At 54.2% G+C, this 16,172-nt stretch carries 8 protein-coding genes; 7 read left to right on the top strand and 1 reads right to left on the bottom strand.

Annotated elements, in window-relative coordinates; genetic code table 11:
- Positions 1 to 72: 72 nt before the first annotated feature.
- Entirely contained in the window at positions 73 to 2,397 is a 2,325-nt protein-coding gene (locus DYU11_RS18085; protein ID WP_119669108.1) for a histidine kinase dimerization/phosphoacceptor domain -containing protein, read from the top strand.
- 41 nt (positions 2,398 to 2,438) lie between these two features.
- Here the strand turns inward: DYU11_RS18085 and DYU11_RS18080 are convergent, their stop codons facing one another.
- Positions 2,439 to 4,985, bottom strand: a complete 2,547-nt coding sequence (locus DYU11_RS18080) for a sigma 54-interacting transcriptional regulator (protein WP_119669107.1) — start codon at positions 4,983 to 4,985, stop codon at positions 2,439 to 2,441.
- Positions 4,986 to 5,206: 221 nt separating this feature from the next.
- On the opposite strand from DYU11_RS18080, the gene DYU11_RS18075 reads away from it, so the two are divergent.
- The 6 genes from DYU11_RS18075 (at position 5,207) to DYU11_RS18050 (ending at position 16,137) form a co-directional block, all read left to right on the top strand.
- On the top strand, positions 5,207 to 6,061 hold the full coding sequence (locus DYU11_RS18075) for an AraC family transcriptional regulator (protein ID WP_119669106.1): 855 nt from the start codon (positions 5,207 to 5,209) through the stop codon (positions 6,059 to 6,061).
- A 125-nt stretch (positions 6,062 to 6,186) separates the two neighbouring features.
- The gene (locus DYU11_RS18070) at positions 6,187 to 7,431 is read left to right on the top strand and encodes an exo-beta-N-acetylmuramidase NamZ family protein (RefSeq protein WP_119669105.1); all 1,245 of its coding nucleotides are present in this window, start codon (positions 6,187 to 6,189) and stop codon (positions 7,429 to 7,431) included.
- Between the two features lie 81 nt (positions 7,432 to 7,512).
- Positions 7,513 to 8,748 carry an alkaline phosphatase family protein gene (locus tag DYU11_RS18065; RefSeq protein ID WP_229365916.1) on the top strand — a complete coding sequence of 412 codons (1,236 nt, stop codon included), beginning with the start codon at positions 7,513 to 7,515 and terminating at the stop codon, positions 8,746 to 8,748.
- 95 nt (positions 8,749 to 8,843) lie between these two features.
- Positions 8,844 to 11,255 (top strand): ABC transporter permease, encoded by a 2,412-nt coding sequence (locus DYU11_RS18060; protein WP_119669104.1) that lies wholly within the window; start codon positions 8,844 to 8,846, stop codon positions 11,253 to 11,255.
- Positions 11,256 to 11,333: 78 nt separating this feature from the next.
- The gene (locus DYU11_RS18055) at positions 11,334 to 13,691 is read left to right on the top strand and encodes an ABC transporter permease (protein ID WP_119669103.1); all 2,358 of its coding nucleotides are present in this window, start codon (positions 11,334 to 11,336) and stop codon (positions 13,689 to 13,691) included.
- Positions 13,692 to 13,782: 91 nt separating this feature from the next.
- Positions 13,783 to 16,137 carry an ABC transporter permease gene (locus DYU11_RS18050; RefSeq protein WP_119669102.1) on the top strand — a complete coding sequence of 785 codons (2,355 nt, stop codon included), beginning with the start codon at positions 13,783 to 13,785 and terminating at the stop codon, positions 16,135 to 16,137.
- Positions 16,138 to 16,172 lie beyond the last annotated feature (35 nt).

Genomic DNA, 16,172 nt, shown 5'->3' with positions numbered 1-16,172 from the left:
CGAACAGCGCCCTCATTGGCAGGCTTGCTAACCAGTTTTGCAACGGGTTGCGCCTGCGTAACTCCCGAAAATATGCAGCCAGGTGCGGCTAAACGTGCGGGTCATTTACTGGCCACCCTTAAAATAGTCTCCGGTTACAGGCGGATTTCCGTGCTGTTCGTGTTGTTGCTGGCTGCGCTGGTATCGAACGGACAGAACATAAACCGGCAACGCGTGAATGGCCTGCTCGATGATTTGCCGAAAAGCCGAGCCGATGACCATAGGGTTGCTATTTTACTCGAATTAGGCAAGTTTCACATTTACAAACCGGGGGAGTCGAAAGCCGATCTGGACAGCAGCCGGATGTACCTCAACTGGGCCAGGAAATTAAGTGACTCACTGCATTTGGTGACCCGGCAACACGAAACCGAAAGTTTACTGATCGTCGCTGATCTGGAAAGCGGCCATACGGCCAGCGGCCGGTCACGGTTTGCGAGTCTTATCGCGAACTGCCAGCGGTCGGGCGATAAAGAAGGCGAAGCCATAGCCCGAACCAGATTCGCCATCTGGCTCCGCAACTACGCGCCGGACTCAATAAAGGTGGTGGCCAATTTCCGGCGGGCAGCGGCTATCTATCGGTCCATTTCTAAACCCGAAAGTGAGCTATATGCCCTGAAAGAAGTTGCGGTTACCCATTTTTATGAAGGCAAGCTGGCGCTGGCCGAAACTGAACTCCTCGCCGTTCTGAAGCGGTACAGAGCCATTCACTATCCTAATTTACACTATACCTACAATCTGTTATCGTCCATCAGCCGCGTCAAAGGCGATTTGAACGGTGCCCTGAGATACGCGCTGCTGTGCATCGATACCATGCACAAAACAGCAGATACAGCCTCGGCAGCGGCTTTTTACGGCGATCTGGCGCAGGTATATGAAGTGGCCGGCAATCACCAGAAGCACATTGACTGGGCCAAAAAGTCGTTCACGGCCTGGCGTCGGGAACGACTTCCAAATTTTGCGCTTTTCAATGCCGCCGGGACTATTGCTAAAGACATGATTAACAGACGACAACCAACCGAAGCTCTCCATTTCATTCAGCAACTGGTCAAGGAGATTCCAACGAATACCATTATCCAGAAAGGTTGCGTGGCGCAGAATCTGGCGTATTGCTACGAAGCGTTAAACAACAACCGGCTGGCCGAGCGGTCTTACCTGGAAGCGCTGTACTGGTACGAAAAGAACGGACTCGACTTCGAAGGGTCACTGCGCGTCAGGCAGGAGTTAGGCGCTTTCTACCTCCGGCAGCAGCGGTATAAAGAGGCTGGTGATTATCTGACAAAAGCCCTGACCATACTACCCCAGAAAGAAGCTTTGTCGTCGCTGAGGGACATTCATTTCATGCTGTTCAGGGTCGATTCGGCGCAGGGCAGTTACCTGTCGGCCATTAACCATTTCCGTTTGTACAAAACCCTGAACGATTCCCTGTTCAACGAAGCGAAAAGCAGACAGCTTTCCCAGCTACAGATTCAGTACGACACGCGGGCGAAAGAGCAGAATATTGCGCTGCTGACCAAGCAGAGCGAACTCCAGCAGTCGGCGTTGAAACGGGCCAGAACAAACCAGACTGCCATGATGATTGGGGCCGTTCTGCTGGCGGGTCTGCTGGGTGTCAGCTACAACCGCTACCGGCTCAAACAGCGGAGTAACCGACTGCTGGAAGCCAAACAGCGGGAGATTGACCAGAAAAACCAGTCGCTCGAACAGATCGTCACCGAGAAAGAAGCGCTGCTGGTGGAGAAAGAATGGATGCTCAAAGAAATCCACCACCGGGTGAAGAACAATCTACAGGTCATCACCAGCCTGCTGAACGCGCAGTCGGACTATCTGCAGGATTCGGTAGCCCTGACCGCCATCCGGGAAAGTCAGAATCGGGTTCAGACCATGGCGCTGATTCATCAGCGGCTGTACGAATCGGATCATCTGTCGAAGGTAGATATGGCCGGATACATCGGCGAACTGATTGACTATCTGCTGGAATCATTCAACACCCAGCCGGCTGTCCGGGCAGAACTGGAGGTGGCTCCGGTCCGACTCGATGTGAATCTGGCTACGCCCATTGGGCTAATCATCAATGAGGCTGTTACCAATTCGCTTAAATACGCCTTTCCGGCCTGCGCTACTGGTACCCACCCGTCGGGGGTGATTCGCGTTAGCCTGCAGCCGCTGACCCAACCAGCATACCGGCTCATTATTGAGGATAATGGTGTGGGCTTCCCCGCCGAGTTCGACCCTGCCCGCAGCAATACGCTGGGCCTGACGATGATTCAGGGCCTGAGCCGCCAGATTGGGGGCCAGCTCCAGATTCGCCATGCCCAGGGCGTTGGCATACAACTGGACTTTAGCCCCACAAAAAAATAGCGCTGTTTTGCCCAAAACGGCGTTATTGCCGGACTTGTAGCTCAGCTACCGGTCGATTTAGGCGGGACGCTGATGCGCAGTTTTTTCATCCGGGCCTCCAGCGTTGTGGGTTTAAGGTGCAGCAGTTCGGCCGCTCCGCCCTGCCCCCGGATACGCCCGCCCGATTTGGCCAGAGCAGCCAGGATAGCCGTCCGCATGGTTTCGTTGATGGGCCGTACGTAATCGCTTCGCGGTTCGGTAAACGCTGGTTCGTCGGACGAGGGTGCCGACCGCAGTGGTTCGGCCAGTTCCAGCGTCGTTGAGCGCGACAGTATAGCGGCCCGTTCCAGTACGTGTTCCAGTTCCCGGATATTGCCGGGCCAGGAATACGTCAATATCTGCCGAAGGGCGTCGTTGGCAATGCCGGTCAGGGGTTTACCCAGTTTCTTGCTGATGCGTCGCAGAAAATGCAGCGCCAGCGGCTGAATATCGTCGGTACGTTCTCGCAGGGGCGGCACCACAATCGGAAATACGTTCAGCCGGTAGTAGAGATCCGACCGGAACCGGCCTTTAGCAACCTCTTCCTGCAAGTTGCGGTTGGTGGCCGCAATAATCCGGACATCGATGCGGATAGGCCCTTTGCCGCCAATGCGTTCGATTTCCTTTTCCTGAATGGCCCGCAGGAGTTTGGCCTGTAGTTCGAGGGGCAGTTCACCAATTTCATCCAGAAACAGCGTACCGCTGTCGGCCAGTTCAAACTTGCCGATGCGCTTCTCGGTGGCTCCCGTAAAACTGCCCCGTTCGTGGCCAAACAGCTCCGATTCAATCAGTTGGGCAGGCAGCGCGGCACAGTTAATCTTGACTATGGGCCGCCCATTCCGTGGTGAGAGGGTATGCACCGTGCGAGCCACCAGTTCTTTACCCGTTCCGGTTTCGCCCAGGATCAGCACGGTCGCGTCGGTAGGAGCCACCTGGCTAATGTTGGTAAACACAGCCTGCATGACCGCACTCTGACCAATGATTTCCCCGAAATTGTAGCTGGTTTTGATCTCTTCGGCGAGGTAGGTTTTCTCCTGTTCCAGCCGCTTGCTCAATTGGTTAATCCGCTCGAAGGCAAGCACATTGTCCAGCGCCAGCGCCATCTGAACGCTGATGTCCTGCAGGGTGTGCAGGTCTCGGTACGTAAAAGCGTAGGGGACTTTGCTGGCCAGTATAAGCGAGGCCGCCGGTTGATCGCTGACAAAAACGGGCACGTACATAATGGATTGCAGCCCCAGCGTTTTCCGAAAAAGCCCGTCAAGTACGTTGGTGGCTGCCTGATCGGTAAACTGAAAGCCTACATGGAGCGTGGGCTTGGCGAGCCAGGTTTGCAGCGAATCCAGGGTGGCAGCCCAGGCTGCCGGGCTGATTGTGGTATACACGGGTAACGACTGAACATCCAGCGGCTCAAAACGGCCATTCATTTTCTGCACCGTACTGAGTGTACTAACTGCCGAGGTCCGTTGCTCGTCGGTTCGGTACAGCGCCAGCAGATCAAAGGGCAGCAACTCGTTGATCGACCCGGCCACCTGCGTGAGCATGGTGTTCATGCTCACCCCACTGCGGAACGCATTGGCAATGGCGAGTTCAATGGCCTTTACCTGCCGACGTGTGTCCAGTTCTTCATAAGCGAGCAGATTATCCAGGGTCAGGGCAATCTGCGGGCAGATCAGGCTGACCGTCTGGTAATCCTGGTCCGTAAACCCATCGGCAAGAGTACTCGACAGCATAATCGTGGTTACGGCATTGCGCTTCAGCGGAATCGGAAACAGGGCCAGCGACCGTACGCCGAACCGATCCCGACTGGCCCGCACGGTAACGTATTGCCCGCAGAGCCGCTCAAATGCTTCCCCACAGAATACGCCTGTCTGTTCGCCCAGCGGATCCGGCGCTTCTTTATCAGGTTTTTGCGGTAGGATTGTATCGGCTTCGTCCGGTAGCAGAGTCGCCAGGGTTATCCGCCTGAACGCGTTGTCGCCCATTTTTTCCAGCATGAGCCAGTAAAACGAGGAGTCGTCCGGCAAACTAATCCGGAAGGTGAGAAATGAGAACGGTACGAATCGATTGATCTGTTCGGCAATGGCCAGACAAAACTGTTCGCGGTCCTGAATATTGATACTGGCGTTATTGACCGCGATCTGAATGCTTTGCTGCTGACGTAGTTTGGCTTCTTCGCTGTGCGCATGGCGGTACCGGGCAATCTCCAGCGTCGACAGTACGTCTTTCTCCCGGAAGGGTTTGGTCAGGAATCCGAACGGCTGGGTCACCTTGGCTGCTTCGAGCAGGCTATCCGTCAAATTAGCCGACAGAAACACGAACGGAATGGCCTGCCGGTTCAGCCACTGGGCGAGGTCAATACCCGTTTCCGGGCCGTCCAGAAAAATATCCAGCAGCACAATGTCGGTCTGCTGATTGCCCAGCAGTTCTTTGGCTTCCGCTACGGACCCGGCAATACCCGCTACCCGGTAGCCTGCCTTGGTGAGCATCCGCCGTAGATCGTTGGCAATCAGAAACTCGTCTTCCACTATGAGCAGGGAAGGCAGGGCGGTTGGCTCGTTGACGGGCAGCATGTCGGATTAAGAACGTTGACTACCGGTAAAGATAAACCTCCAAAACGACTCCAGCCAGCCTCTCCAATATATTGGAGTCTCTACTATAGTGGAGGATACCGATTTACCTCTAAATTTAATAACCCTTTGACAATCAACAATCTTTTCAAAACCGGATGGCTACGTTGTCAGAATGGCATTGTGTTGGTTCCGGTAGCAGTAGCCATAAACCTTCACTACTCATGCTTACACAACGCAGTTCTCAGTCGGAATCCTGGTTTGTCGAACATGTTAAACTGGATCAGCGGATTATGCCGAAGCGGTGGCCTGATTGTCAGGAACTGATTCTGGTTCAGGCGGGCGAAGGCCACCTCGTAGTCAATGGAAATCCGGTTGTGTATGGCCCGGGGGATGTCTTCTTCCTGGCTGCTCAGGATCAGCACAGCTTTTCGATGGCGCAGCGAACAAGCGTTTACCGGCTTTCGTTTTCGCGGTTCTTCGTTGATAGCTTGCCCGCCCGGGAAAACCATACGTGGGGCTATCTCGATGCCGCCACCTCGCCCTGCCTGGGATCAATTGCCACCGACGTCGCCGACCAGGACAAGCTTCGGGCACTGGTAGTCATGCTGCTGGCGGAGAAGCAAAGCCTGCGCCCATCTTCCGACAATTGCATTGTTGAATCATTGATGGCGGTTATTCTGAGTTTGGTCTGCCGGTTGCTCGCCCGGTCTGCCCCGACCACATCCGTGCAGCCCACGCATTCGTCGGAAATTACCCGGCGGGTGATCGCCTACATCACTCGTTATATCGGTGAGCCGCATCGGTTACGTATGGATACGATTGCTGATGCCTTCAATTACTCGCCCAGCCATTTGAGCGCCCTGTTCAAGCAGCAGGTCGGCGCTTCCATTCAGCAGTTTATTATCCGGCACAAGCTCAAATTAGTGGCCAGGCGACTTCAGCAGACCTCACTGACCGTGTCGGAGGTTGCCGACGAATTTGGCTTCACCGACGTATGCCACCTTAACAAGCTGTTCAAACGCCATTACAAGAGCACCCCTACTACGTACCGGCTTAATCTGCTTTCCACACTATAACTATCCGCTCGCAGTATCCTGACCTACGTGTCCATCGAAGAGTTTTCCAGGCTGGGTCTTTTTGTTAGGTTTGGCACATTCTCGTTTTCTGTTCAACTTGCCGCCTTATTGCTGATCTGAATTGTATGAAATCGTTTTCCATTGTCTGGCTCCCGCTGGTACTGGGGCTGTGCGCGACACCGTTTATCGACCCAACGCCCGTTACGCAACCAAACGCCCCTGTTGGTACTGGTCCGTCGAAGCCGAATCTGATCACGGGTGCCGATCAGGTATCGGCTTACCTGCCGTATCTCAAAGGAAAACGGATCGGGATGGTGGTCAACCCGACTTCCATCATCGGCAGTAAACCCAGCGTAGACAGTCTGCAAAGCCTGGGCGTGAACATCGTTATGGTATTCGGACCCGAACACGGCTTTCGCGGTAACGCCAGCAACGGAGCCAGGGTTGCCGATGAAGTCGATGCCAAAACCGGGATTCCCATTATCTCGCTGTACGGCAAAAACCGGAAACCGTCGAAAGAGCAGCTAGACAAGATTGATCTGCTGATCTTCGACATCCAGGACGTAGGGGCCCGCTTTTATACGTATATCAATACGTTGAATGACATTATGGAAGCCTGCGTCGAGGCCAACAAAGAATTACTGATTCTGGACCGGCCCAACCCCAACGGTTTTATCGTGGATGGCCCCATTCTGGAAGATCACCTGCATTCGGGCATCGGCAAGCACAGGATTCCCATTACGCACGGCATGACCATTGGCGAGTTTGCCCAAATGATTAACGGGGAAGGCTGGAGCCTACCCAAAAATTCGTGCAAACTGAAGATCATCAAGGTAGCTAACTACACGCACGACACCCCCTACGTACTGCCGGTGGCCCCTTCGCCAAACCTGAATACCCAGCAGTCTATCCTCCTTTATCCGAGTGTTTGTCTGTTCGAAGGCACTATCATCAGTCAGGGCCGGGGCACCTACATCCCGTTCACGGTGCTGGGCGCTCCGGCCCTGAAGGGTACCTATTCGTTCTCGTTCCGGCCGGTCAGCATCAAAGGTATGAAAGAAGCGCCCCTGCACCAGGATACGGATTGTTATGGTCTCGACCTGCGGAAGTACGATACCAATGCCCTCCGAAAAACCCGGCAACTCAACCTGCAATGGCTCATGGAGCTGTACAAGGCCTATCCCGACAAAGCGCGTTTTTTTGACATAAGCCAGAGTAAGGAGATCGGCAACTTCGATAAGCTGGCGGGCACCGAAAACCTGAAAAAGCAGATCATCGCCGGCGCGAGTGAAAAAGAGATACGCCAGAGCTGGGAGCCGGGGTTGTCTGACTATAAAACGATGCGGAAGAAGTATCTGCTGTATCCGTAACGAATGCTTAACGTAGCCTGTCGGCCAGGACGAAGACGAACCGTTATTTTTGGGTCCGATTAGTTCATTTGCATACGTATCGTGAAAAAGCTGTTCGCTCTTGCCCTGCTGACCGTTGCTGCGCCGTTTTCCTTACTGGCTCAAAACCGCACGCCCAAAGCTGTCTTTGTTATCGTCGATGGGATACCGGCCGACGTGATTGAGAAGGTGCCGACGCCCCATCTGGACAGTCTGGCGAAGGCTGGCTTCTACAAACGGGCGTACGTGGGAGGGCAGAAAGGGACGTATTCACAAACGCCGACCATCTCGGCGGTGGGTTACAATAGCCTGCTGACGGGCACCTGGGTGAACAAACACAACGTCTGGGGCAACGACATCAAAGCACCCAACTACCACTACCCCACCCTTTTTCGGCTTCTCAAAAATCAGTATCCTCATAAAAAAACGGCTGTATTCAGCAGTTGGCTGGATAACCGCACCAAACTGGTGGGCGACGGCCTGCCCCAGACCGGTACTATCAACGTTGATTACCATGCTGATGGCTACGAGCTGGATACCGTGAATTTCCCGCACGACCAGGAACGGACATTTATGAACCGGATTGACAACCGGGTCATCGACGAAGCCGTTACCTGCCTGACCAGCCAGGCCCCCGACCTGTCGTGGGTGTATCTTGAGTTCACCGACGACATTGGGCATAAGTACGGCGACAGCCCCCAGATGGACGAGGCCGTCAGAAAAATGGACGCCCAGATCGGGCGGCTCAGCCGCGCGTTTCAGCTACGTCAGCAACAATTTCCGGAAGACTGGCTGCTGATTATTACCACCGACCACGGCCGCGACGCTAAAACCGGACTTAACCACGGTGGGCAGTCGGATCGCGAGCGGACCACCTGGGTTGTGTCTAACCAGCCGGGATTGAACACCTACGGGCGGCAGTTTGCACCGGGTATTGTTGATCTGATGCCGACAATAGCCCGATTTATGCGCATCGACATTCCCAACGATCTGGTGCCGGAAGTAGACGGGGTTTCCCTGCTGGGACCGGTTTCCCTGGCCGACCCGCAGGTTGTGCTTGACAACGGCACGTTGCAAATCCATTGGAAAACGCTGGAACCAACCGGCAGCGTCAAGGTCTGGCTGGCAACCACCAATCAGTTTGAAACCGGCGGCAAAGACACGTATCAACTGGTTGGCCAGGTGCCGTTAAGCCAGCAGCAGTTCAGCGTCCCGGTGAAAGACAAACCATCGTCGTTCTACAAAATCTGGCTCGAAGGCCCCGCCAACTCGGTCAACAAGTGGGTGGTGTTGAAGTAATCCAACAGAAGCCGCTTACAAGGCTTAACTTTTTTTAACAGCCTAGATATCAACATCGTCCGTACCTTGACCGCCGAATCAGGGTACGGACATTCATGTTTCAGAACTACTTCACTATTGCCCTTCGGCACCTGCGCACACAACGTAGCTATGCGCTATTGAACACCATCGGCCTATCGGTTGGTGTAGCGGGGGCTTTGGTAATCTTCCTCTTTTTACGTCATCACCTCAGCACCGACCGGCACCACGCCAACTACGACCGCATCGTTCGCATCGCTACGGATGTGTACCTCCCCGACGGTTACACAGAATACAATCCCGAAGCGCCACTTCCGATGGCCCAGGTGTTACGTACCCAGTATCCGCAGGTCGACCAGGCGGCTTTTTTGATAATGAACCGCGACTTAACGGTCAGTGTCAAACGCCGGGGTCAGCAGGAAACCATACGCTTTCTGGAACACAAAGGGACAGGATTGGTGGAGCCGGAATGGTTTGATGTGCTGACTTATACCTGGTTGCAGGGCAATCCGAAAACCGCCCTGCGTGAGCCCAATATGGTTGTCCTGACCGAATCCTGGGCGAAGAAGTACTTCGGTGACACCAACCCGATTGGCCAGGTACTGACCCTTAACAACAAAAGCGATGTTACCGTGACCGGCCTGCTGGCTGACCCACCTGCCACGACCGACACTGACCTGGATTTATTTATCTCAATGGCTACGTTGAAAAAGCTGTCGCCGGATTTCAACGTAGCGGACTGGGGGTTTCTGAACAGCACCAACCGGCTGTACGCTACGCTCAAAAATCCGGAGTCAGCCGTAAGTCTGCAACGGGCGCTGCCAGCCCTTGCCAAGAAGCATTACGGCTCCGACGCCAATGTGTTTCGCTTTACGGTGCAGCCAATGCGGGAGTTTCATTTTGATATAGCCCGTGATCCCGGCAGAGCCATTCGTCCCTCGCTGTTGTGGTCGCTGGGCGCTGTTGGAATTTTATTGGTCGTAGCAGCCTGCATCAATTTTATCAATCTGGCTACTGCACAGGCTCTCCGGCGTAGTAAGGAGGTAGGCGTCCGAAAAACGCTGGGCAGTTCGCGGGGTCAGTTGATTGGTCAGTTTCTACTCGAAACAGCCCTGATTATTATGGCCGCTATGGTCGTGGCCATTCTGCTCGTTCTTGTGTTACTACCGCTGTTCAACAATTGGATACAACTTAATCTGACACTACGGCTCGATGGGTTGACATTGGGTTTCGTAGGTCTGTTGCTGACCGTTGTTGTTTTGCTGGCGGGTGGTTACCCGGCTGCAGTCCTGTCAGGCTTCTCGCCACTGGCTGCCCTGCGGGGCAGGTTAACCGGTTCGGCGGTTGGGCAGTCTGGTCGTGGCTTTACGGTTCGCCGGGTGCTGGTTGTCACGCAGTTTGCGGTTTGCCAGGCGTTGATTCTAGGTGCATTCGTGGTGGCCTATCAACTTCAATACATGCAACAGGCTGATCTGGGTTTTCGGCAAGACAATGTGATAACGATCACGTTGCCGCAGGGCCAAAAAGCGAAACAGGATGCGTTTAAACAGCAGCTTTCGTCGTATACCGATATACGGTCCGTTAGTTTAACCGTGCTGCCGCCTTCCAGCGTCCTGGGTTATGGCGGTTCGTTTAAATTCAATGGCAGTGCCGAATGGGCCAAGTTTCCGGTGCTGGAGCGGCTGGGCGATGCCGATTACATGAGTACGTACAGTATAAAGTTGCTGGCTGGCCGAAATATAACACCCAGCGACACCATCCGGGAGTACCTGATTAATGAAACCCTGCTCCACAAACTTGGCTTTCATGATCCGCAGCAGGTTCTGGGCAAAAAGCTTCAATACTACCTATCGCCCGTTCCGTTACCTATTGTGGGCGTCGTTACCGATTTTCATCAGAAATCACTGCGCGATGAAATTGGGCCTTGCGTCATCGCCAGTTACGCCGACTGGTACCGGAAAGCAGGCATTCGAATTTCGGGTCAGAACTCCGCGCAGACGCTTGAACGCATTCGACAAGTTTGGCAGCAAATCTACCCCGACGAGGTATTTGAGTACGAGTTTCTCGACCAGCAGGTAGCCAGCCTGTACCAGACCGAAAACATGATTAATAAACTAATCAATGCGTTCACCGGGATTGCCATCCTGATTTGCTGCCTTGGCTTATACGGGCTGGTATCGCACGTAGTGGTTCAGCGAACCAAAGAAATTGGTATCCGTAAAGTTCTCGGTGCATCCGTCACGAGCATCGTCGCTTTGCTCTCCCAGGATTTCCTGAAACTGGTGCTGATTGCCATACTCATCGCTTCGCCGGTGGCCTGGTATGTCATGAACGGGTGGTTGCAGGACTTTACCTACAAGATCGACATCGCCTGGTGGGTATTCGCCGTAGCGGGTTTGCTGGCGATCGGCATTGCCCTGGCAACGGTAAGCTTCCAAAGCATCAAAGCCGCCCTGATGAATCCAGTGACGAGTTTACGAACCGAATAGCCCAGGGCTTGGGGCTTGGGGCGTGGGGTAACAAACCCGCCCCCAGCCCCAAGCCCTAGGCCCCACGCCCCTACAACTATGCTTCGCAACTACCTTAAAATCGCCTGGCGGACCCTGCGCCGAAACCGGCTTTACACCGGGATCAACATGATAGGCTTGTCGGTCAGTATGGCCGCTTGCTGGCTGATAAGTCTGTACGTCTGGAACGAACTCACATTTGACCGGTTTCATGAGCGGGCGGATTCGATCTTTCGCGTCATCACCCGATTCAAAATGGCTGATTCGGATGATGGTCTGGCGCTGTCGGGTGCCGATGTTGGTCCTAGATTACAGCAGACACATCCCGAGGTGCTGAAAACGGTTCGATTCAAATCTGTACCCGTAGCAACCAAACGACACGGCAATGAACTGACGAACGAAGGCGATGTGTACGAAACGGATAAAAGCGTTTTCGACGTGTTCTCGTACCGGTTGCTTTCCGGCAGTAAAACCGCTTTAGACAAGCCCAATAGTGTGGTGCTGACTCAGCAATTAGCCGGGAAATATTTTGGCGCAGCCGATCCAACTGGAAAAATCCTGATACTGAATAAGCAGCCTTATACAGTGACCGGCGTATTGCAGGACCTTCCGCCTAACACTGATCTAAGGTTCAGCGCGCTTCTGTCCTGGCGGGATGCCCCTGCTTCGGCTGAAGACGTATTTGACACGTCCTGTTTTACGTATGTGCTCCTGGCCGATCAGACGCAGGCAAGTGGATTCCGCCGAAAGCTGGCTCAATTTGATAAGACACAGGTAGCCCCCCGCATTAAGGCATTAGGGTATGATATCAAAATAGAGCATCAGCTACAACCGCTCACGGAGCTGCATTTCGTTGATGGCCTGTTCGATGATACGCCCAAAGGCAACCGGATGTACCTAACTATTTTCTCCATTGTGGCCGCATTTATTTTGCTGGTTGCGTGCATAAATTACATGAACCTGTACGTGGTTCAGGCTACCAAGCGGCAGAAAGAGGTCGGAATTCGAAAGGTAATGGGAGCTGGTAGCCATCAGTTGCTTGGTCAGTTTCTCGGCGAAGCGTGGTTGGTTATGCTCATGAGCACTGTTTTGTCACTGGGCGTGATACTTGTGGTTCGTCCGGTGTTTGAACAGTTCACCGCTATTCCGCTGACGCTGCCCAACTGGTCATTCGTTTCGGGTGGGCTTGCCGGGCTTGGGTTAGTGGGTTTGCTCACCGGATTGTACCCGGCCCTGTTCCTGTCGTCGGCTCAGCCGGTGGGGGCACTGAAAGGGCAATCACGCGGAATGGGTCGCCAGTGGACCCGAAAGTCGCTGGTCGTACTGCAATTTACGCTGTCGGTAAGTCTCATCGTCAGTACGCTGGTCGTGCGGCAACAGACGGATTATCTACGTAGCAAAGACCCCGGTTTTACGAAAGAGCAGGTTCTGGTAGTGAGTGTGCCGGCCGAAGAAGCGATTCGACAGAAGATGCGCGTTCTGAAAACGATGCTGGCCCAGAACAGCCGCATCGAAGCCGTTTCGCTGGGCCTGAGTCCCATTACCAATGACGCAAAAGGGAGTGTCGTTCGAGAAGTCGACGGTCAGAAAACTGAGCAGTTGGTATTTTTCGCCCGTATCGACGAGGCTTATCTGAACCTACTGCAAATCAAACTGCAAGCGGGTCGAAATTTCAATTCTGAACTTGCCAGCGATAAAAACCGGGCCGTTATCGTCAACGAAAGCTTTGTTAAATGGATGGGCTGGCGGATGGATCAGGCCATTGGTCAGACAGTAAAGACGTCATCGAATGATTCGCTACCTCGGCAGGTAATTGGTGTGGTACGCGACCACCACTTCGCGTCGCTGCACAACCGGATTGAGCCCATGATGCTGTATTACCAGACAGACAACCCGCTCAACGTGCTGGTTCGGCTCAGGCCGTCTGATGTGGAGGTCGTCCGGTCAGCCTGGGCTTCGCTCATACCGGAGTATCCCTTCGAAGCGGCTTTTCTGGACACAAGCTTCGACAAACAGTACCAGCAGGAAGAGAAAGCTAAAATCCTGCTCACCTGGTTTTCAACGCTCATTATTCTTATCTCCTGCCTTGGCCTGTTTGGGCTGATTGCTTTTACATCCGAACAGCGCACAAAAGAGATTGGTGTTCGAAAAGTGCTGGGTGCCAGCGTCGCTAGTATTATATCCCTGCTTTCAATAGACATCCTGAAACTGGTGTTCATCGCCATTGTACTTGCGTCGCCCCTTGCCTGGTACGCCATGAATGAGTGGTTACAAGACTTCGCTTACAAGATTGACATTGCCTGGTGGATGTTTGGGCTGGCGGGTTTGCTGGCGATCGGCATTGCCCTGGCAACGGTAAGCTTCCAAAGCATCAAAGCTGCCCTGATGAATCCAGTGAAAAGTTTACGAACTGAATAGCAAAGGGCTGGGGGCAATGGGCGTGGGGTAACAAACCCACCCCCACCCCCAGCCCCTTGCCCCACGCCCTTTGCTCCAAGCCCCTACAACTATGCTTCGCAACTACCTTAAAATCGCCTGGCGGACCCTGCGCCGAAACCGGCTTTACACCGCTTTAACCATTGGAGGACTCGCCGTTGGGTTAGCCGCCTGTCTGCTCATGTTTCTGTACGTAAAGCACGAGTTTACCTTCGACGGCTATCACAGCAAGGCCGATCGGATTGTGCGGATTACGACCAGCCTGAAAACACCCGAAGCGCCGATGTCCGTGGCGTCCTGCCCGATTCTGTTGGCCAGCGTCCTCAGGCAGAATTACCCGGAAGTGGAAGCGGCTGTGCGCTTTGAACCACTATCGGCTACGGTTCGGTATGGTGACAAGCTGTTTAATCAGCCCGACGTATTCTACACCGACTCGGATGCCTTCAACGCTTTTTCGTACGAGTTTCTGGCCGGTGATCCGCTTGGGGCTTTAACCAGGCCCAACAGCGCCGTGGTGACTGAGTCGTTTGCCCGAAAGTACGTAGGTCAAACCAATGCGCTGGGTGAACTCTTCCAATGCAACAAGACAACGTACCGGATCACGGGCGTGATTGCGGACTTACCCTCCAACACTGACTTGCACATTAGCGCCCTATTACATAAAGACTTTTCGACCTCCACTTCCTGGTTAGGCGAAGACTTTCCAGCCTACACGTTTGTGCTGTTTCGGAACCAGCCGAACCTTCGGGCGTTTGAGCAGAAACTGGCCTTGCTCAGCCAGACGTACATTCAACCGGAATTCAAGCGGATGGGAGCCGAGGGCTACGCGGTCCGGTTTCAGGCGGAGCCGTTGGCCGATGTGCATTTTAGTCAGGGCAAGATGGCTGATACCCCCAAGGGCAACCGCCAGTACGGCTATCTGTTTGCGTTCCTGGCCGCTTTTGTGTTCGCCATCGCCATTCTGAATTACATCAATCTGCTCACTGCCCGGGCGACCAGCCGCGCTAAAGAGGTAGGCATTCGCAAAGCCAACGGAGCCGTGCGCAGTCAACTAATTGGGCAGTTTCTGTCAGAATCGTTGCTGCTCAGTCTGCTGGCCGTCAGTCTGGCGGTCGGGCTTCTGGTTGTCGCTGTTCCGTACTTCAATACGTTGCTGCAGATACGGCTTTCGATCCACTGGACCGATGGGTTATTGATGGCGGCTGTGTCCATACTGGTCACAACGGTCCTGGGTGGCCTGTATCCCGCTTTCGTGCTCTCCGGCTATGACTCAGCGAACGTACTGCGCGGACGGTTCGGGCATTTCGGCACAGGGCTATGGCTGCGCCGAAGCATAACTGTGTTTCAATTCACCCTTACCGTCGCCATGATTGTCGGCGTGGTGGTTATCCGTAGCCAGATGAACTACCTGCAACGCCTGTCGCTGGGCTTTTCGAGCAACCAGGTCCTGACCGTTCCCCTACCCGACGATTCACTGGCCCGGACTCTGGCACCAGCGTTGGCGAATACATTGCGGCAGCGTAGCGAAATTACCGACGTAACCCTTGGTTCAGGGCTACAGCCCGACGCCATACTACCAGTCGGTACTACATTCTTCCGCGCGAACGGAAAGAAACGCGAGGTTACCAGCAACTACTTCTTCATTGATGAACGGTTTGTTCCCCTGCTGAACATGAAGATAATCAGCGGGCGTAATCTGACCAATACGTCGGAGGCTGACCGGACGGGGGGCTTTCTGGTGAACGAAGCCTTTGTCAGGATGGCGGGCTGGCAGCAGGCCGTTGGGCAGGCTATAGAAGGCTTCATGCACAAGGGCAAGGTGATTGGGGTGGTCAGGAACTTCAATTACCGGTCGCTGCACAGTCCGGTCGAGCCGCTGGTGCTGATCTACAACACGTTCCCGCCAGCCAGCCTGACGCTGAAACTTCAGCCGGAACACCTGCCGATCGTACAGGCTGCCTGGAAGGAACATTATCCGAATATTCCTTTCGACTACTCATTCCTGGATGAATCAGTAGACGCCCAATACCGCAAAGACCGGCTTATGATGACACTTTTCGACGGATTTGCGGTACTGACTGTACTCGTGTCGTGCCTCGGGCTGTTCGGCCTGACAACGTATACCGCCGAACAGCGCACGAAAGAAATCGGCATTCGCAAAGTGCTGGGTGCCAGCGTAACCAGTATCGTCGCCCTACTGTCGAAAGACACGCTGAAACTGGTACTGATTGCCATTGTGGTGGCATCACCGCTGGCCTGGTACGCCATGAATCAGTGGCTGCAGGACTTCGCTTATAAGGTAGATATTGCCTGGTGGGTATTCGCCGTGGCGGGTCTACTGGCGATCAGCATTGCCCTGGCAACGGTAAGCTTCCAAAGCATCAAAGCCGCCCTGGCGAATCCAGTGACGAGTTTACGAACTGAATAGCCCTGGGCTTGGGGCAAAGGGCGTGGGGTAACAAA

This window comes from Fibrisoma montanum, from assembly GCF_003583365.1.
Lineage (GTDB): Bacteria > Bacteroidota > Bacteroidia > Cytophagales > Spirosomataceae > Fibrisoma > Fibrisoma montanum.
Note: the sequence above shows the minus strand (reverse complement) of the source record. Positions and strands in the feature narration are given on the sequence as shown.

Coding starts and splice junctions, on each gene's coding strand:
- DYU11_RS18085 (WP_119669108.1), top strand. CDS start 73: ATGCAGCCAGGTGCGGCTAAACGTGCGGGTCATTTACTGGCCACCCTT.
- DYU11_RS18080 (WP_119669107.1), bottom strand. CDS start 4,985: ATGCTGCCCGTCAACGAGCCAACCGCCCTGCCTTCCCTGCTCATAGTG.
- DYU11_RS18075 (WP_119669106.1), top strand. CDS start 5,207: ATGCTTACACAACGCAGTTCTCAGTCGGAATCCTGGTTTGTCGAACAT.
- DYU11_RS18070 (WP_119669105.1), top strand. CDS start 6,187: ATGAAATCGTTTTCCATTGTCTGGCTCCCGCTGGTACTGGGGCTGTGC.
- DYU11_RS18060 (WP_119669104.1), top strand. CDS start 8,844: ATGTTTCAGAACTACTTCACTATTGCCCTTCGGCACCTGCGCACACAA.
- DYU11_RS18055 (WP_119669103.1), top strand. CDS start 11,334: ATGCTTCGCAACTACCTTAAAATCGCCTGGCGGACCCTGCGCCGAAAC.
- DYU11_RS18050 (WP_119669102.1), top strand. CDS start 13,783: ATGCTTCGCAACTACCTTAAAATCGCCTGGCGGACCCTGCGCCGAAAC.